Source organism: Haloarcula sebkhae, assembly GCF_014647415.1.
Taxonomy (GTDB): domain Archaea; phylum Halobacteriota; class Halobacteria; order Halobacteriales; family Haloarculaceae; genus Haloarcula; species Haloarcula sebkhae.
The window spans coordinates 96,039-112,821 of sequence record NZ_BMPD01000005.1 but is presented as its reverse complement, the minus strand read 5'-3'; the positions used below and the strand labels follow the sequence as shown (position 1 = coordinate 112,821).

At 55.7% G+C, this 16,783-nt stretch carries 17 protein-coding genes; 7 read left to right on the top strand and 10 right to left on the bottom strand.

Annotated features, from left to right (window positions below; genetic code table 11):
- Positions 1–96: 96 nt before the first annotated feature.
- Together IEY38_RS14835 and IEY38_RS14830 are read left to right on the top strand one after the other, a co-directional pair.
- Positions 97–654, top strand: coding sequence for a class I SAM-dependent methyltransferase (locus IEY38_RS14835; protein ID WP_188979065.1), 558 nt, complete (start codon positions 97–99; stop codon positions 652–654).
- Between the two features lie 50 nt (positions 655–704).
- Positions 705–1,661, top strand: a complete 957-nt coding sequence (locus IEY38_RS14830; RefSeq protein ID WP_188979063.1) for a glycosyltransferase family 2 protein — start codon at positions 705–707, stop codon at positions 1,659–1,661.
- A 131-nt stretch (positions 1,662–1,792) separates the two neighbouring features.
- Here IEY38_RS14830 and IEY38_RS14825 read toward each other — a convergent pair whose 3' ends face one another.
- Positions 1,793–2,230 carry a hypothetical protein gene (locus tag IEY38_RS14825; protein WP_188979061.1) on the bottom strand — a complete coding sequence of 146 codons (438 nt, stop codon included), beginning with the start codon at positions 2,228–2,230 and terminating at the stop codon, positions 1,793–1,795.
- Between the two features lie 180 nt (positions 2,231–2,410).
- Between IEY38_RS14825 and IEY38_RS14820 the strand changes: the two genes are divergently transcribed.
- The 5 genes from IEY38_RS14820 to asnB are packed head-to-tail and all read left to right on the top strand — an operon-like array spanning position 2,411 to position 9,576.
- The gene (locus tag IEY38_RS14820) at positions 2,411–3,532 is read left to right on the top strand and encodes a glycosyltransferase (protein WP_188979059.1); all 1,122 of its coding nucleotides are present in this window, start codon (positions 2,411–2,413) and stop codon (positions 3,530–3,532) included.
- A complete protein-coding gene (locus IEY38_RS14815) occupies positions 3,525–4,802 on the top strand; it encodes a hypothetical protein (protein ID WP_188979057.1) in 1,278 nt (425 codons plus the stop codon). The genes IEY38_RS14820 and IEY38_RS14815 overlap by 8 nt, the downstream gene beginning before the upstream one ends.
- A 36-nt stretch (positions 4,803–4,838) precedes the next feature.
- Positions 4,839–6,164, top strand: coding sequence for a sulfatase (locus IEY38_RS14810; RefSeq protein WP_188979055.1), 1,326 nt, complete (start codon positions 4,839–4,841; stop codon positions 6,162–6,164).
- 5 nt (positions 6,165–6,169) lie between these two features.
- Positions 6,170–7,636, top strand: coding sequence for a sulfatase (locus IEY38_RS14805; RefSeq protein WP_188979053.1), 1,467 nt, complete (start codon positions 6,170–6,172; stop codon positions 7,634–7,636).
- A 41-nt stretch (positions 7,637–7,677) separates the two neighbouring features.
- Positions 7,678–9,576 (top strand): asparagine synthase (glutamine-hydrolyzing), encoded by a 1,899-nt coding sequence (asnB, locus tag IEY38_RS14800; protein WP_229775327.1) that lies wholly within the window; start codon positions 7,678–7,680, stop codon positions 9,574–9,576.
- Positions 9,577–9,876: 300 nt separating this feature from the next.
- On the opposite strand, the gene IEY38_RS14795 is transcribed toward asnB, so the two are convergent.
- The 9 genes from IEY38_RS14795 to IEY38_RS14755 form a co-directional block, all read right to left on the bottom strand.
- Positions 9,877–10,980 carry a glycosyltransferase family 4 protein gene (locus IEY38_RS14795; RefSeq protein ID WP_188979050.1) on the bottom strand — a complete coding sequence of 368 codons (1,104 nt, stop codon included), beginning with the start codon at positions 10,978–10,980 and terminating at the stop codon, positions 9,877–9,879.
- Between the two features lie 466 nt (positions 10,981–11,446).
- Positions 11,447–12,910: a preprotein translocase subunit SecY gene (secY, locus tag IEY38_RS14790; RefSeq protein ID WP_170095650.1), complete on the bottom strand. Its 1,464-nt coding sequence runs from the start codon at positions 12,908–12,910 to the stop codon at positions 11,447–11,449.
- 6 nt (positions 12,911–12,916) lie between these two features.
- Complete coding sequence (locus tag IEY38_RS14785) at positions 12,917–13,414, bottom strand: uL15m family ribosomal protein (RefSeq protein ID WP_170095649.1); 498 nt, start codon at positions 13,412–13,414, stop codon at positions 12,917–12,919.
- Positions 13,414–13,878 carry a 50S ribosomal protein L30 gene (gene rpmD / locus IEY38_RS14780; protein ID WP_050036837.1) on the bottom strand — a complete coding sequence of 155 codons (465 nt, stop codon included), beginning with the start codon at positions 13,876–13,878 and terminating at the stop codon, positions 13,414–13,416. The genes IEY38_RS14785 and rpmD overlap by 1 nt, the downstream gene beginning before the upstream one ends.
- Entirely contained in the window at positions 13,878–14,516 is a 639-nt protein-coding gene (locus IEY38_RS14775; protein WP_004957374.1) for a 30S ribosomal protein S5, read from the bottom strand. The genes rpmD and IEY38_RS14775 overlap by 1 nt, the downstream gene beginning before the upstream one ends.
- Positions 14,513–15,076 carry a 50S ribosomal protein L18 gene (locus IEY38_RS14770; RefSeq protein ID WP_049944128.1) on the bottom strand — a complete coding sequence of 188 codons (564 nt, stop codon included), beginning with the start codon at positions 15,074–15,076 and terminating at the stop codon, positions 14,513–14,515. The genes IEY38_RS14775 and IEY38_RS14770 overlap by 4 nt, the downstream gene beginning before the upstream one ends.
- Positions 15,076–15,525: a 50S ribosomal protein L19e gene (locus IEY38_RS14765; RefSeq protein WP_004516953.1), complete on the bottom strand. Its 450-nt coding sequence runs from the start codon at positions 15,523–15,525 to the stop codon at positions 15,076–15,078. The genes IEY38_RS14770 and IEY38_RS14765 overlap by 1 nt, the downstream gene beginning before the upstream one ends.
- Positions 15,525–16,247, bottom strand: coding sequence for a 50S ribosomal protein L32e (locus tag IEY38_RS14760; protein WP_005538129.1), 723 nt, complete (start codon positions 16,245–16,247; stop codon positions 15,525–15,527). Before IEY38_RS14760 ends, IEY38_RS14765 begins: the two co-directional genes overlap by 1 nt.
- Positions 16,247–16,783, bottom strand: coding sequence for a 50S ribosomal protein L6 (locus tag IEY38_RS14755; protein WP_121303379.1), 537 nt, complete (start codon positions 16,781–16,783; stop codon positions 16,247–16,249). Before IEY38_RS14755 ends, IEY38_RS14760 begins: the two co-directional genes overlap by 1 nt.

Here is a 16,783-nt window from a genome sequence, read left to right as displayed (position 1 = left end):
GGTCTAAGTGGACTTTGGAGCTCCGCGTCTACACGATTGCGTCATAGTCGCCTTGCATTCCAGTTGTACCGAGCAGGGATTTTAAGTCACGATACGGTGTACGGATCTGATTACTATGTTGATCGGGATAAAGAAGCGGCACTAGCGGATGCAGAACAGTTCGCGAAGGCAGTTCTGGATAGATACAGTCCCGGCAGTGTTCTCGAACTCGGCTGCGGGACTGGTACACTGCTGTACCCATATCGAGACCGCGACATTGATGTCCACGGTGTCGATTTGAGCGAAACTGCAAGGGATACGTCGGCGCTATCGGATTCGGAATTCGAGATACACGACTTGACACAGCCGTACTCACCGAATCAGGTGTACGATATTGTCCTCTGTGTGGAAGTATTGGAACATATTCCAGAGGAGTCGGCCGAGACGATAGTTGAGTCGATCTGTACTTCGGGGAATGTCGCAATTGTGACCGCTGCACCGCCCGGCCAGGGGGGTACTCATCACGTCAACGAGCAACCGCACGAATACTGGATCGAAAAATTCGAGCAATACGACATGGAACACAAACAGCAGAAATCAATACGGATCGGTAATGAACTTGAACTGTCTGAGTTGACTTGGGTAGAAAAGAATATTTTTGTTTTCGAATCATGAACCGATAGTGTTCATATTACCATTCTTGTGACACATAATATACCAGAGATATGACAGCAACAGTCTCAGTCGTCATCCCCACCTACGAACGCCGTGAGTTCCTCCGCGGCGCGATAGAAACGGCGCTCGGACAAAGCTTCGACGATATCGAAGTTGTCGTCGTCGACGATGGCTCTTCCGAACCGTATGCAGAAGAGATTGTCGCCGACTTTCCCGCGGTGGTCCGCTGTGTTCGCCACGAGAAGAACGAAGGGCTTTCTGCGGCCCGAAATACCGGTGTCCGCGAATCCAACGGCGAGTATATCGCCTTTCTTGACGACGACGACCGATGGCACCGAGAAAAGATCGTCCGACAGGTCAACGCGCTTGCCCGGGAGGAGTCGGCTGGTTTAGCCACCTGTCTAGTTGCTGCGATCACGCCGGACAACGAACTCGTCCACTGCGAGCGGAGGGCGCCAAGTGGGGACTGCTCGGATTCGATTCTCATCGGCAATCAGATCGGAACACCATCGCGGGTCGTAGTACATCGTGACATCTTCGAAAGCGTTGAAGGCTTCGACGAGTCGCTCCCTACGAAACAGGATTGGGACCTCTACATTCGACTGTGTCAAGAGTGGACCGTCGCTGCGGTCCAAGATCATCTCTGTTTCCGGACGGTCCACGAGAGCATGTCGAGTTCGTCAACGGCGCTCAAGCGGGACAAGCAGGCGGTATTACAAAAACACGAATCGCTCATGCAAAAAAGGAGATTGTGGGAACAGGCAAAGGCATCTGTCGATGCTGAGCTCGCTCGAAGCTATTTGGGCGACGGACATCTCAGAGAAGCACGAAAGCATGCTCGCCGAGCATGTACCCAACGACGGTTACGGTATATTGTTCTCTACCTACTCAGCTACACGCATCCACAAGTAATCCAGAGGGCAATTGATCTTAAGAGGGTAGTGTCACGACAATTTGACGACTGTGGACAAGTATCTATGTCTAACGTTCCAGGGCGAGTTGGATAACATCTGGCCGTGTGTCCCAGATCTAACACATTCCAGCAGGTGCATAATATTTATTATGCCAGCTTGGTGGCTACCTGTTGTCACGGATGTCGAGGGTTCTACGACCACTAACTGGCTCCAAACGAGCTTCGTTAAATGTAATTTAACCCGTATTTTATATGTCTCGGCGTACCACAGCTCAAACGCAACCGTAAGAACCAGACGTCGGACTCCACGAGAAAATCAATGTTTGGCTGGCCGAAGGCTGGGACGAGGCCACAGGTACCGTCCGCGCCGAAACAATTACTAATGCGGCCCTTGACACCGCAGAACGGTTCCCGAACAAGCACCTCGTCGTCCCTGATATGTAGCCTCACTACCCATTCGTTCCCTCGAGAATCGAGTTCGATGGGGACCACTTCTGGGGTATCGACGGCGACGGCAGCAACCCGACTGGTGAGAACGCTTGGAACCAGAAGTTCGTGGGCAGCGTCGATATCTCTCGGGACAGACTCTGGCTGATGTACGTCAAGAACCCCAAGTAGGCACTCCATTTGTTCTCCAGCAAGACTGTAGTCGCTGGCGTCCATAGAAACTACGTTGGTGAGTGTGCACCGCCGATTCCAATTCGAGAGTGGGTTGTTAAATCGGACATCGTCAGAGATCGATTACGTGACCTGGATATAAATAGATAGCATTGAAAAAACCACTGAGCAACCGCGACAGAACGAATGGTTAAAATGCGACAGAAATAAAAATGCGAACGCTTGATGATATCCGTTTCGTATCTTATCGGAAATTTAGACAAGGAACACGGCGGTGCGCAGCAACTGCTGTATGATATCTGTAGTAATCTACCGCAAGACGACTTTGATCTCACTGTCTACCACATGTTTGGTCCCGGAACATTTGCCTCAGATTTCCGTAAGCAGGGTGTTTCAGTCACTCATTTGGAAGCGACCTCAAATTACGATCTCAGTGCATATTGGCGATTAATCAAGCACCTTCTGGAGGACAATCCCGATATAGTGCACACGAACTCACCTATTTCTGGGGTTTGGGGACGAACTGCTGGTAAGATAGCCAGCATTCCCCATCTTGTAAGTGTGGAACATAATGTCCACACTGAATATGAAAAATTAGCTCGACTATCAAACGGTATCACACTCCCTCTCTCCGATGTTATCGTCGGGGTGAGTGAAACGGTTTCAGCTTCTTATTTACCCTGGGAAAGAAGATTACTCCCCGATTCAACTGACCAGACAACAATTCAAAATGGTGTCAACAGTGAACAAATAAAGAAGTCGTTTGATACTTCTAAACGAGTTTTAAACCAAAGCACGCCATTCTCACCAGATGATCCAATTATTGGGACGGTGGGACGACTAACTGATCAAAAGGGGTATAAATACCTCATCGAATCCTACCCCCTAATCAAGAGCCGCCATCCAGATGCAAAGTTGCTTATTATTGGAGATGGCCCAAAGCGAGCACAGCTCGAATCTGTTGCTCGTGAAACACAATTTATTGATGATATTTACTTTACAGGTTACGTTCCGGATGTCTATCCGTTCCTTCCGAATTTCGATGTGGCTGTCTTTCCATCCCTATGGGAAGGATTCGGACTTACGCCGATCGAATCGATGGTTGCCAAGCGGCCGGTCGTGGCTACAGACATAGAAATATTCAACGAAGTGATCGACGATGCAGGCATACTTGTTGAACCGAAAAATCCGTCTGCCCTTGCAGATGCGGTTTCATCATTACTTGATGATCACGACAGAAGAGCGGGACTAGGGGAAAAGGGACATGACCGAGCAGTGAATCAGTTCTCGATCGAACGCACCGTTGCAGAGTACGCCGAGTTATATAGGTGTCTTATTAATGAGTAACGCTACTCTCGCCACACGTTTGCGACCACGAATATCACTCATCGTCGCAGCACTTGGCACAGCAACAGTCTTCGTGTTTTTGCCCCCATACCCAACACTTCTCCTTATCACGATTATTACTGCTGGGATTATAGCACTAGCCTTCCGATTGAAAAACTACGTCTTGACAGTGTTTTCTGGCGCTTTCTTAGTTAGAATTGCACTCATTACCGTGGACGCAACTGTTGGTATCCTCCCGACGCCACCGATCTCCTCGGGACACAATCGAAATGCGATTGAACTGGCTATCGCATGGTCACACGGACAGATTCTGGGACCGTTGACTGAGATCATAACGATGCGTGGCTTGATGGCCCATTTACTTGCACCGTTTTATGTTGTCATCGGTCAGACTCCAATCAGTGGTCGGGTTGGAATCTCTTTTTTCAGCCTCCTCGTGGGTTATCTTATTTTTCAGCTTGCACGTCGTGTCTCTGATCGGCGGACCTCCCTCATCGCTGCAACAGTTGTCCTCTTTTGGCCTACAATCCTCGCTCGTTCTGTTGTTATTCAACGCGAGATCGTAATAGTTGTCGTATTGATCGGATTCTTGTGGACTAGCGTACAGTGGCTGGATACAATTTCTCTCCCAACAGTTACAATTGGAATTCTTACTATATTTGCAATATTAATACTACGGAAAGAAAATCTCTTTCTAATTGCGGTTATGATTGGGTTTGTCGGACTCGCAAAGAGTCGTGAGAAACCACACTATATTGCTGGTACTGTTCTCTTTTCGACTCCGATCCTAGCTTACTTTACTCTAAATTTTGGACAGTTCACTGGATTTGGGACGACGCTTTCGCCTGAAGCCATCAACGCTTTCGCATACGGTAGAGCACATGGAGATGCTGTGTATTTAGTCGGATTACACTATGACACATGGTTAGACATCATATTATATGCGCCAATCAAAGTACTCTATTTCCTATATACTCCGTTCCCATGGCAAATTCGAGGGGTTACAGAATTACTCGTCGGAGGAAGTGCCATTGCGTTGCTTGCTGCTACGACGGGCGTGCGGCGAGGGATGGGGATGCTTCAAAACAAGCCATACTATTTGGGCCTCCTCCTATCGTATCTGTTAACAGGTGTGGTTACTTATTCGATTATCGAGATGAACTATGGAGCTGCAGTTCGGCGTCGAATCCAGTTCGTACCTATCTTGCTCCTGATAGCAGTTATTGGACTTTCGAACATCGAGCTCAACGTTCACTGGCCCGATAAATGACGCAATCCATTTCACCTAGCAAAGTAACCGTCTCGTATGACGAACGTCCTCTTCCTCGTGGTTGACTCCTTGCGTTACGACGCAGTCGCTGGTGACGAGTTTGCAACACCAAATCTGGATCAAATCGCGGACAGCGGCGTTTGGTTTTCGAAATGTTTCTCCCAGGGAATCAGTACTGCCCCAGCCATGACCTCGATGTTAACCGGTCGCTATCCCCTGGATTACGGTGGACACTGGTATCTCGAAGAGAATCAGCCGACGATGGCGGAACAATTCCAGCGAAACGGGTATACCACAGGCGCGATCCACTCGAACCCAAACGTCTCCCATCTGCGGAACTTCCACAGAGGCTTTGATACGTTCGAAGAGAATATCCTTCCGCTGGAGTCAGAGGGGATGCTGGAGCGTGCCCCGGACGATCTGCTCCGGTACGCGAACAAATTCATCCGACTTCTGCGGAGGACACCGTACATGCCCGCGGAGAAGATCAATCCGAAGCTGGCCAACTGGATTAGTCGCACAGATGAACCATGGTTTCTCTGGACGCAATACATGGATGTCCACGGACCGTATCTGCCTGGGGATGATTTCACGTACCGAAACAAGATTCGGGCAGAGCGGCTCTGGCGCAAGGCCGCGGTCAATTCGCCGGAGGAAATAACCGACGATGAACATGAGGAGCTGCTCCGTAATTATCGGCTCGAAGTCGAGTACCTCGACCGGGAAATCGGACAGTTACTGGACCGTCTGGAGCGGGAGGGCGACCTCGAAAACACAGTTGTAGTGGTCGTCGGCGACCACGGTGACGAATTCTACGAACACGGGACGTATGGTCACGGGAATCTCCCCTACGACGAGCTGACTCACGTCCCGCTCATCATTCGATTCCCAGAGGTCGCCAGCGTAGAACAGTCACGGGAGGTCGAAGCTCCTGTGCGATGCATTGATATTCTGCCGACGCTTCTCGATATGGAGGGGGCAGACCTGAGCCTCGAGATGGAAGAGCGAATGGAAGGTGAGTCATTAATGCCACTTCTGCAGGATGGCGAGACTTCATACGATGTAGTCGTCACTGAAAAGGAGGTGCGAGGTGGGGACCACCTCAGGTTTGGTTTCCGTACCGAGGGGTGGAAATATCTCTACGACGGAAAAAACGACGAACGGTTCATGTACGATCTGGATAAAGACTCGGAAGAAAAAGAAAATGTTCTCGACAAGTATCCACGGCAACGTGAGAGGTTCGAGGACCATCTCCGCGAGCGGTTCAAGTCGATCAAGCGTACCTCCGAAGGAATCGAGATACCCGATGTGGACGACAAACCAGGAGTCGAAGAGCGGCTTCAGGCACTCGGATACAAGTGAATGTCATGTCACCAACAAAATCTCTAAATGTCGTACTAGTGGTGATGGATACTGCTCGAATGGACGAGGTCCAACTACGGGCAGATCGGCAGACCCCGTTTCTATCGAGTCTCAGTGACTCTGGTACGGTATTTAAAAACGCCACGGCGAACGCACCTTGGACACTCCCCTCGCACGCTTCGCTGTTCACCGGAACCACCCCGTCGAAACACGGCGCACACGCAGGCCACAAACACCTTGACGACAGCCTCACCACACTCCCTGAAATCCTCCAGACTCACGACTACGAGACCGTTGCCGTCTCAAACAACACGTGGATCAGTGAAGAGTTCGGCTTCGGCCGTGGTTTCGAGACGTTCTTCAAGACTTGGCAGTACGTTCAGGCCGATACCGACCTCGGGAAAATCGCTCAGATGGAAAACGGGCTTGATATGTTCAAAGAGGCGGTGAAAGCTGTCTTCGATGGAAATCCGATAACTAATATCTCAAATGCAGTCTATGGCCAGTACTTCCGTCGGGCAAACGATGATGGGGCTGCTCGCACCAATGAGTGGATCAAGGATTGGCTCACAGGAAGAGACGATTCACGTCCATTCTTTTTGTTCGTCAATTATCTCGAACCGCATCTCGAATATCGCCCGCCGAAAGCACACACAAAACAGCACCTGCCAGAAGGAATTACCTACGGGGAAGCGATGGAGATCTCACAAGACGCCTGGGGGTACATTGCCGGTACCGTTGACCTGACAGACGAGGACTTCGAGATCCTTCGGGCACTCTACCGGGCCGAGATTTCCTATCTTGAAGAGAAGATCGAAGCACTTATCCATCTTCTCAAGTCTGAAAGCGAGTGGGACGACACGCTGTTCATCGTCACGGGCGACCACGGTGAAAATATCGGGGAGCACGGTCTGATGGACCACCAGTACGCCCTCTATGACACACTATTGCACGTCCCGCTGTACGTGCATGGTGGGCCCTTCAAGGATAACGACCGGACTGATCTCGTTCAATTGATCGATATCGCTCCATCGATTCTCGACACGCTTGATATCGACGCCCCGGAAGTGCGCAACCAATTCCAGGGCGTCTCGTTCCATCCTGATACCGAGCAATCCCGCGAATACGCTGTCGCCGAATACATGGCACCACAGCCATCCATGGACGCCTTGGAGACCAAAGTCGGCGATCTACCTGACCACGTCTACGAATATGACCGCTCGCTCAAATCGATCCGAACTGATCGGTACAAGTATATCCGCGGTTCTGACGGCTCGTGCGAACTTTACGACATCCAAGGCGATCCTGGCGAGCAGACCAATCTTGCGGGCACCAAGCTGGACATTGTTGAGCGACTCGATACGATGTTAGACGAGTGGCTCAATTCCTTCGAGCAAACAGAACGATTGGAAGACGTTTCGATGGACGATGACACAAGATCTCGGCTGGAAGACCTCGGATACCTCCAATGATGGTCTTTATGTATTGGACCATACAAATCTGACTTATCTCAATGTGTGGGATTTCTGGCCTCTATTCGACGAGTAACTCCCCCGACACACGGATTCTCGAACGGATGAACGACTGCCTCAACTATCGGGGTCCGGATGAGTCAGGCTACTTTTGCGATGGGCTGGTCGGACTTGCACATCGCCGCCTGAGCATCGTGGGTCTCGATACTGGTCGCCAACCGATCTTCAACGAGGACGAGACTATCAGCGTCATCTTCAACGGCGAGATCTATAACTATCCCGAGTTGCGAAACAATCTCGAACCGCGACACACCTTTGAAACCGACACCGATACTGAGGTGCTGGTCCACCTCTACGAAGAACATGGGCTCTCGTTCGTCAAATACTTGCGCGGGATGTTTGCCTTTGCCATCTGGGATACCGACAAAGACCGGCTCCTCCTCGCTCGGGACCGCATGGGTATCAAACCGCTCTTGCTTGCTGACGATGGCGATACGATCGCCTTTGCTTCAGAACTCCCGGCGCTCCTCGAATCCAGCATCGATCATGGCGGCCTCGACCAACGGGCTATCTCAGAGTATTTTGCGTTCGGCCAGATTCCCGCACCGCGAACGATATTCAACAACGTCCGGAAGCTCGAGCCCGGCGAACTCGTCATCATCGACGATGGTGACCGGACTCACGAAAAGTTCTATACGCCATCTATCGAACGCCGGGAGCCGTCTTTCGAGGACGCTGTCGACACACTCCGAAATCGAATCGACGACGCCATCGAACGACGGCTGATGAGTGACGTTCCACTGGGCGCATTTTTGAGTGGCGGTATCGACTCAAGCATCATCGTTGGGACGATGGCCGAGCTGATCGACGAGCAAGTTCGGACGTTCACAGTCGGCTTCGATCAGTCGCTCTTTGATGAGTCGTGGGCCGCCCGTGAAGTCGCTGATTTCCACAACACTGACCACACTAAGTTCACCGTGACCCCAGACGATGTTCGAGACACGATCCCGACCGTCCTAGACAGGCTTGGAGAACCATTCGCGGATCCGTCGCTCATCCCGACTTACATCGTCTCGCGCGAAACCAGCCAGAACGTCAAAGTCGCACTTTCGGGAGACGGTGCTGATGAACTCTTTGCCGGGTACAGCAAGTACCGTGGGGAGTACTACTCAAAGTATTATCGCAGTCTTCCGAAGTCTCTCCGGGCAAATCTGATTACGCCTGCTATCAACGGGCTGGAAGCCTCTCGATCCGGCCACCGTGGAGAACTCGTTCGCAAAGCGCAGAAGTTCATCCGTGGTGATGAGGAAACCGTGTCCGATCGCCACTTCGAATGGAATCGAATTTGCTCCGAGGACACTGTGCAGACGCTGACTACCGGTAGCCCGGTCGTAGCCGGAGAGGAACGCATGCGAGATGAACACCGAGATCATGTAACAACCCTTCCAGAGAACAGGCGCGACGACATGTCCCGGATTCTGGCGGTTGATACGCGGTTCGGGCTCCCGAACCAGATCCTCCAGAAGACCGACCTTGCAAGCATGTATAATTCCCTCGAAGTCCGTGTACCGTTCCTTGATCAAGCTGTCGTTGAGTATGCTCTGTCGCTCCCAAGTGAGTACAAGATCACTCGAACTGAACAAAAACGCGTGCTAAAGCGTGCTTTCGAGGATCGTTTACCGGACTCGATCCTGGAACGAAACAAGCAAGGATTCGATATGCCAATTGGCGAGTGGTTTAAGAACGAGCTTGCCGGGGAGTTTCGTGATACGATTACGGGAATGGATACCAAACTATTCAACCCCAGAGAAGTGCTGGATGTCCGTGACGAACATGTGGATGGCAACCACGAGCATAGCAAATTCCTTTGGAGTGCCTATGTCTTCGCCAGATGGCACAATCGGATGGTTGATGCCGGTGTACTCTCATCCTCATCCTGAGGTCTCTCCGAACACGACCTCTCGCCCAGAACGATCCGCACGGCGTTACAAGTACATTTGCGACGTGGACGGCACGACGGAAATCTACGACGGTCCGGTCGATTACGACGAAACAACTGACCTGTCAGACACACGAAAACATTGTCACTGAACTCGGCATAACATTAGACGAGTGGCCCGACTTCTTCGAACAGGCCGACCCCACCGAGATGACGACAATGTCTGCGAATGCGAAGGACAGCTTGGAGGACTTGGATATCTGCAGGAGTATTCGTCATGTGGGCACCCACTCGACGATCTTCACAGTTCACCATCGTTTCGACGGGACCCGCCATCGCTACACAACTCTTCCAGAACCATCGTTGTCCGCTCGACGGTTTCCGCCCAGTCGAACTGTCCCTCAATCTGCACCCGCGGATCGGCCGCACCATCGTCGATTACCGTCTCGAGTCCCTCAACGAACCCAGGGACGTCGCCGACAGGTACAATCACGCCGCCGTCGCCGATAACGGACGTAACCTGCTCCAGATCGCTGACCACGACCGGAACGCCCGAGGCCATCGCCTCCAGCACTGTCCGGGGCAATCCCTCGGCACGACTGGGCAAGATCAGCGCGTCCGCGGCCCGGTACACCGCCGGCATCTCCTCGTAGGGGAGTTGTCCGAGGGACTCAACGTGGTCCTCATCCAGTTCCGACCGCAACGGGCCATCGCCGGCCACGTACAGTTTCGCGTTCCGCTCTTCGGCCAGTTGTGAGACCGCCGCCACCGCGTCGCCGGGCCGCTTGCCCTCAACCAGCCGCCCGACGAACAGCACTACGGGCCCGTCGTGATCGATCCGGTCAATCTCGGGACCGTCGGGCCGGAATCGTTCAGTATCGATCCCGTTGTGGACGACCTCTATCGGGGAATCGACGCCGAACTCCCGTACCCGGTCGCGATCCTCATCAGTGTAACAGAATATAATATCCGCCCGGTTGAACGTCCACCGACCCACGGTCTGCAGGTACAGGTCGAACAACCACTCGGGTGCGTTCTGCGAGTAGAGTCCATGGTTCGTAATCGCCAGCGGAACGTCGCCCAATCGCCGTTTCAATGCCGCTAGATTCGTCGAGAAATACAGGTGCGAGTGAGCGTGTATCACGTCGAAATCAGGACCCTCACAAAGAAGCCGTGCCACACCCAGCGAGATGGCATTGCCTAGTAACTCGACCGACGGTGATCGACGCACCACCGTGTAACCGTCCCGTTCTTCATGCCGTGGCAGGCTACCGTTGTCGGAGACCGTCAACACCGTTATGTCGTGGCCCATCGCAGCTTGATCTCGGCTCATCGCGTGGACATGGTAGCTCCCACCGCCGGGAACCTCAGGATACAGGTTCTGCGCAACGCGAAGAATACGCATGGTCAACTCTCCAGAACTAACTGCTCATACCATTTCGGGTTCGGTCTGGAACATTCGACGCATTCCACGACCCTCTCCCGGAATTTCAGCTCAATTTCATAATCAAGTGACTTTGTGAGCTTTGAATTAACGGCGTTGTAGTCGACACAAGCCGGACGATCTCGTAGATAGTCACCTATGAATCCGGCGCAGTTTTTTACGAGTATTAGCATTATCGAACTCGAACCGAGCTAGAGTAAAAGGTATACCGCATCCACGTCAGTAAAAATAACCTGCTTTATCAAATAATTCTTGATTGGTCCTCTTCCAATTTCCATAACGGGTTTTGACGTATTTTCGATCTCTTAAGATAGAAGTCGGATAAATAATGAACGTATCTGTAGCTGATTTAATCTGTGCATAAGGCAAGAGTCAACCCGGAAAGATCATTTCCGAAGCCGACTTCAGCCTGCAGATGTTCTACGGTCTATCCGAACATCTGGCGCATCATCGGATGCATCTCCATGAGCTGCTCTTCGGCGATCTCCTCGTACAGCTTGTACGTAATGGAGACCGTCAGCAGCAGCCCGGTACCGGAGACGCCGCCGATGGTTCCCAGCATATTGGCCATCACTGCGAGCAGCCCAACGAGTGCGCCGCCGATAACAGTCACTTGCGGGATATACCGCTCAAGGACCTTCTCGATGACGCCGACGTTCTGTCGGAAGCCGGGGATCTGCATCCCGGAGTTGTGGATCTGCTTGGCCGTCGCCTCCGGGCCCATATCGGTGGTTTCGACCCAGAACACGGCGAAGACGGCGCCACCGACCAGCATAACAGACAGGTCGATGCCGACGCGTGTCAGGATCTGCCAGACCGGTTGGGTGGTTCCTTCGAGCCACCACATCCAGTCGCCACGGCTCTGAACTGGGGCGAGGAAGTAGAACAGGCCGCCAGTGGGCTGACCGTTCGAATACGTCCCGAGGAACGCCGGCATCGAGCCCAGCTGAGCGTCGAGAATCCGGCCCAGGAACTGGATGTTCGCCTGCAACGCCCGAACGAGGATCATCGGCAGGACGCTCGCGTAGATGAGCTTGACCGGGAACCGGCCACGGGCACCTTTCACGCGGGCGTTCGACAGCGGGATCTCGACACGAACGGATTCGGCGTAGACGACCACTGCGAAGATGAGGACCGTCGTGAACAGCCCCAGCAGTTCGCCCTGGAGCAGCACGGTCTGGAGGCCATCAGCGGCCAGCACTGGCCCGGTGCCGCGCTGGCCGGTGATGAACAGGTACCAGGTGTAGATGATCCCTTCACTGTTGCCGATAAACGGCGTCGTCAGGACGCCGCCGATGAGCCGTTGGCTCACGCCGGCGACAATGAACAGGCCGATACCGGAGCCGACACCCCATTTGGAGATGACCTCGTCCATGAACAGGATGAGGACACCGCCGACGAACATCTGGCCGAAGATGAGCCACTGGACACCGGTCGTACCGATACCCAGGGAACTTGCGACCGCCGTGTCTGCCGGGAGGAAGCCGCCAGCAAACACCATCGGGAGCCCGGTGAGACAGATCATTACGAGCACCAGCAGCTTCTGGAGCCCCTGATAGAGGATCTGGTCGCGTGGGTCGTCTTGGGTGTCTAGCCCGAGTAGGTCCGCCCCACCGAGGAGCTGCAACACGATGGACGCCGTGACGATCGGACCGATACCCAGCTGCAAGATGCTCCCCTGGCCAGAGGCCAGAATCGAGGAGAAGCGCCCGAACACCTGTTGGCTGGCGTCGATGTCCAGCCCGAACAGTTTCACGTTCGTCAGGAAGAAATACAGCAGGAGTACGCCCCCTGTCCAAGTGAGCTTGCGCTTGAACGGGACGTGTCCTTCCGGCCGCTGGACTGCGGGCATCCGGACAAGCAGTGGTTCGGCGGTGTCCTTCCAGCTCATCGTTCGTTATTCCTCGTCCGCGTCCGCGTCTTCGGTTTCTTCGGCCTCGGCCTGGCGCTCCTCGCCGAGGTCGGTCAGTTCGACGCTCCCGCCTGCGGCTTCGACCTTCTCGCGAGCGCCCTCGGAGAAGTCGTCGGCGATGAGCGTGAGTTCGTGGCGAACTTGGCCGGCACCGAGTACCTTCACGTAGTCGGCGTCGTCGGCCTCTTCGACCACATCACGGACATCGACACGGAAGCCACCGTCTTCGACTTCAGCGACGTCATCGGCAGCCAGCAGCGTGACGTTTTCGTCGATCTCGCGAACGTCGATGGTTGCGGCCTCTTCCTGCACCTTCTGCGGGCGCTTGAAGCCACTCTTGCCGAGCGGTTCGTGGTTGTGGAACTCGTGCTTGTCACGGCCTGCGGCACCGCGACCACCGCGGTGGCCGGCACCACGTCGGTTCTTGTGCGAGCCGCCGCCGTGCGTGCGCGAGCCGCGCTGTCGTTTCTTTTTACTCGTCATTATCGCATCGCCTCCAGGAGTTCGTCGATTCCCTCGGTGTCGTGTTTGCCGAGCTGGCCGCCCTCCTTGACGGGGTGTTTGACGCCGTCGTGGCCGCCGCGTGGCGGGTGCAGACGGAGCGTCGGGGACAGGCCCTGCTCGCGCAGCGTCGTCTCCTCAGAGAGGAGCGCGAACGCGAGCCCGGAGATGTCGTCGTAGTCCGTGTTCTCGGCGACCCACTCGTCGTCCACGTCGGCGTCGCCCTCAAGCGGTTCGGCGCGCGTGGCCAGAACTGTCTCCAGCGTCTCCTGGCTCGGCTCGCCGAATGCGACGAAGTCGTTGACCTTCGTCACCATGCCGCGGTAGGCGTCCGTCTCGGGGACGAGCGTGCAGTGGTTCACGTGGTGGATGTTGAGCATCTCCAGCGTGTCCTGGATGTCGGTGTGCATGTTGACTTCGCCACGGAGCTGAACGAGCGCGTGCATCACTCAATCACCTCTCGCTTCTCGAAGGTTCGTTCGGGGACGCGCGCCTCGGCCGTGTTCTGCAGGGCGTTGAACGTCGCCTTCGCGAAGTTGACCGTGGTGCGTGTGTTCCCGCTACTGCGTGTCCAGATGTCCTCGATACCGGCGAGTTCGAGCACCTTGCGGACGGTCTCCCCGCCCGCCAGACCCAGCCCTCGCGGGGCCGGCTGCAGCTCGACCTCGACGCTCCCGGCCTTGCCCTCGGTGCGTAGCGCGACCGTGTGCGGACGGCCACAGCCACACTCCCAGGACCCGCAGCCGCGGGAGACATCGATGATGTTCAGCTTCGCGATGTCGATAGCTTTCTGGATGGCACCGCCGACCTGATCGTCACGCCCCTCGGCGTAGCCGATGAGGCCGTCGCGGTTGCCAACGGCGACCACGCAGCGGAACTTCACGCGGCGGCCGGAGTCTGTCATCCGCTGGACCATGTTGATGTCCAGCACTTCGTCTTCCAGATCGGGAACGAGCTGGTCGACGACTTCCGATTCTTTCAGCGGGAGTCCGGAGTTCAGCGCCTCCTGCATGGAGTCGATCTCGCCCTCGACGACCTGCTTGCCGAGGCGTGTCCGTGGCTCCCATCCGTTGTTAGCACTCATAGTTCGATGTCACCGTCCAGTAGGGTCTCTCGGAGCTCGTCGAAGTGCTCCGGGAGGTCTGCAGCGTCGAAGTCGCCGCTGTACAGCGGCTCGTCGAGCTGCTCGTCGTACTCGGCGATGTGGGCACCGCGCGTGCGCTGCCAGTCGGCGAGTACGTCGTCGTTGTGCGGAATGTCCAGGCCGGCGTCGATTGCGCCTTCCTGTATTGCGAATACTTTGCTTCCGGGGGTCGGGCTGTTGAGTCCGATGTCAAGCACTGCCTCCTCGATGCCCGCTTCCTGCGCGCGAAGCCCGGCGAGCAGACCGGTGAGGTAGGCCGAGGGCATGTTGCCCGTCGGGGCCTCCCAGCCGTACTCAGCGAGGTCGCTAGAGTGAGCGGACGCGAGAGTATCGTCACCGTTGGGGCCAAGCGTCACCAGCTGCGCCCTGACGTGTTTATTGCTCTTTCGAGCAACGAGACGTGGCTTACCGGATTTCAACAGGCGCAACCGCTGATGGTAATCGGTTCTGGCCTCGCGGCGTCGCCGCATCGGTACTTTGTATCGTGGTCCTGTCGCCATTATGCGTCACCGTGGTTTGCGTCGATGTAACGTTCGAGATCGGCAACGCTGTCGAACTCGCCACCGCCGGCCTTGTCGTACAGGTCGCGGTACTGCGAACTCGAAAGCGTTCCCTCGTCACGCAGTTCGCGCAGCTTCGTCCGCTGTGCGCGGATGCGTGACTCCCAGTCCTCCTTGGAGTTCTGCCGTGCGCCTGCCTTGCCCTTCCGGGAACCGGCTCCCTTCTGGTGGCCGTACGCACGCTTCTTCTGGCGCTCCCGGGCGCGTCCACGGGAGTTGCCTTTCTTGTCTTTCGCCTGAATGGCGCCCTCATCGACTAGTTCGCGAACGTCCTCGCGGGTGATCGCGTCGGCGATATCGCCCTGTCGCTCGGGGTTGAACCAGACGCGGTTCTTCCCGACGTCAAGGACGTCAGCCGCGAGTCGCTTCTGTGCAGAGAGATCAGTCATCACTCACTCACCTCGACTTCGACGTAGGTGGGGTTGAGCACGCGGATGCCCGCGTCCTCGGCTTCCTCTTCGATTCGCTCGCGCTTGCGAGCGCCGACCTTCGAGGCGATCCGCACGGCTTCGGTGTCGCCGTCGACGCCTTCAAGATCGTCCACGTTGTGCACGCGAACCTCCTCGAAGCCGGATGGGTGCTTGCCGCGCACCGCAGTCGGCGAGCGGAAGCCCGCCTGGACCGTGTCGCCCTTGCCCTTGATGCCGCGGCGCTGCTTCGAGAGCTGGCCGCGGGGCTTGCGCCACGAGGTCGAGACGCGCTTTTTCTTGTGGTGGTCCTGGCGGTTGAACTGCGGCTTGCCGACCCGGTGTCGCTGGGTCAGTAGCCGCGCTTCCTCATCGGAGAGGTCCGGCGTCTTCTCGGTGAGCCCGCGGGCCTGGAGTTCCGTCTCCACGTCCTCGTCGGGCGCTTCCTCGCCGCCTTCCTCTTCGACTTCGGCTTCGGTCTCGGACTCGACTTCGAGTCCGCCGACGTCGGCCTTGATTCGGGCCGCCAGCGCGTTCCCGATGCCGCTGACATCGGCGAGCGCGGACTGATCGGCACCGCGAACGTCCTCGACCGACTCGAAGCCGGCCTCGCGGAGTGACTCCGCCTTGGACGGACCGACGCCGCTGATGTCGGTCAGTTCGGTGTACTCTTCCTCTGGCACGTCTTCTTCGTTGTCCGCCATTAGGCGTCACCTCGGTTCGGTTTGCGGGTGATGTACACCCCGTCCTGGAACACGCGCACGTCCTTGTCGTTGATGCGCGTGAGCTGCTCGATGTCGGCAGCGGTCTGGCCGACGGCTTCGATGTCGGGACCGCTGACGGTCAGCTCCTCGCCGTCGATTTCAACGTCCGTGTCGCCGTGGATCGTCGTGCGGCGGGGGGCCTTCTCGCCCAGGAAGTTCTCGATGACGACTTCGTCACCCTCGACGTCGACCTGCATTGGGAAGTGAGAGTAAAAGACCTCCATACCGTACTCCCAGCCCTCGGTCACGCCGTGGAACATGTTCTCGATGTGGCTCTGGAAGGTACCGATCGTCGACATCGTCTTGGCGTTGTCCTCATCGGATTCGATGACGACTGTGTCGCCGTCGACGGACACGTCGATGTCAGGGTACCAGAGCCGACGCGTGACGCTGCCGTTGTCCCCCTCGACAGTGATGTCGAGATGGTCCTGCTCGGCGTCCACGTCCTCCGGAATCTCCAGTTCTACTCGTGGCAT

Excerpts from the sequence above, each read along its gene's own strand:
- IEY38_RS14820 (WP_188979059.1), top strand. The coding sequence starts at position 2,411 with ATGATATCCGTTTCGTATCTTATCGGAAATTTAGACAAGGAACACGGC.
- IEY38_RS14775 (WP_004957374.1), bottom strand. The coding sequence starts at position 14,516 with ATGAGTGCTAACAACGGATGGGAGCCACGGACACGCCTCGGCAAGCAG.
- IEY38_RS14755 (WP_121303379.1), bottom strand. The coding sequence starts at position 16,783 with ATGCCACGAGTAGAACTGGAGATTCCGGAGGACGTGGACGCCGAGCAG.
- IEY38_RS14815 (WP_188979057.1), top strand. The coding sequence starts at position 3,525 with ATGAGTAACGCTACTCTCGCCACACGTTTGCGACCACGAATATCACTC.
- IEY38_RS14785 (WP_170095649.1), bottom strand. The coding sequence starts at position 13,414 with ATGACGAGTAAAAAGAAACGACAGCGCGGCTCGCGCACGCACGGCGGC.
- IEY38_RS14760 (WP_005538129.1), bottom strand. The coding sequence starts at position 16,247 with ATGGCGGACAACGAAGAAGACGTGCCAGAGGAAGAGTACACCGAACTG.
- IEY38_RS14805 (WP_188979053.1), top strand. The coding sequence starts at position 6,170 with ATGTCACCAACAAAATCTCTAAATGTCGTACTAGTGGTGATGGATACT.
- IEY38_RS14810 (WP_188979055.1), top strand. The coding sequence starts at position 4,839 with ATGACGAACGTCCTCTTCCTCGTGGTTGACTCCTTGCGTTACGACGCA.
- IEY38_RS14770 (WP_049944128.1), bottom strand. The coding sequence starts at position 15,076 with ATGGCGACAGGACCACGATACAAAGTACCGATGCGGCGACGCCGCGAG.
- IEY38_RS14830 (WP_188979063.1), top strand. The coding sequence starts at position 705 with ATGACAGCAACAGTCTCAGTCGTCATCCCCACCTACGAACGCCGTGAG.
- IEY38_RS14825 (WP_188979061.1), bottom strand. The coding sequence starts at position 2,230 with ATGGACGCCAGCGACTACAGTCTTGCTGGAGAACAAATGGAGTGCCTA.
- rpmD (WP_050036837.1), bottom strand. The coding sequence starts at position 13,878 with ATGCACGCGCTCGTTCAGCTCCGTGGCGAAGTCAACATGCACACCGAC.
- secY (WP_170095650.1), bottom strand. The coding sequence starts at position 12,910 with ATGAGCTGGAAGGACACCGCCGAACCACTGCTTGTCCGGATGCCCGCA.
- IEY38_RS14795 (WP_188979050.1), bottom strand. The coding sequence starts at position 10,980 with ATGCGTATTCTTCGCGTTGCGCAGAACCTGTATCCTGAGGTTCCCGGC.
- asnB (WP_229775327.1), top strand. The coding sequence starts at position 7,678 with ATGTGTGGGATTTCTGGCCTCTATTCGACGAGTAACTCCCCCGACACA.
- IEY38_RS14765 (WP_004516953.1), bottom strand. The coding sequence starts at position 15,525 with ATGACTGATCTCTCTGCACAGAAGCGACTCGCGGCTGACGTCCTTGAC.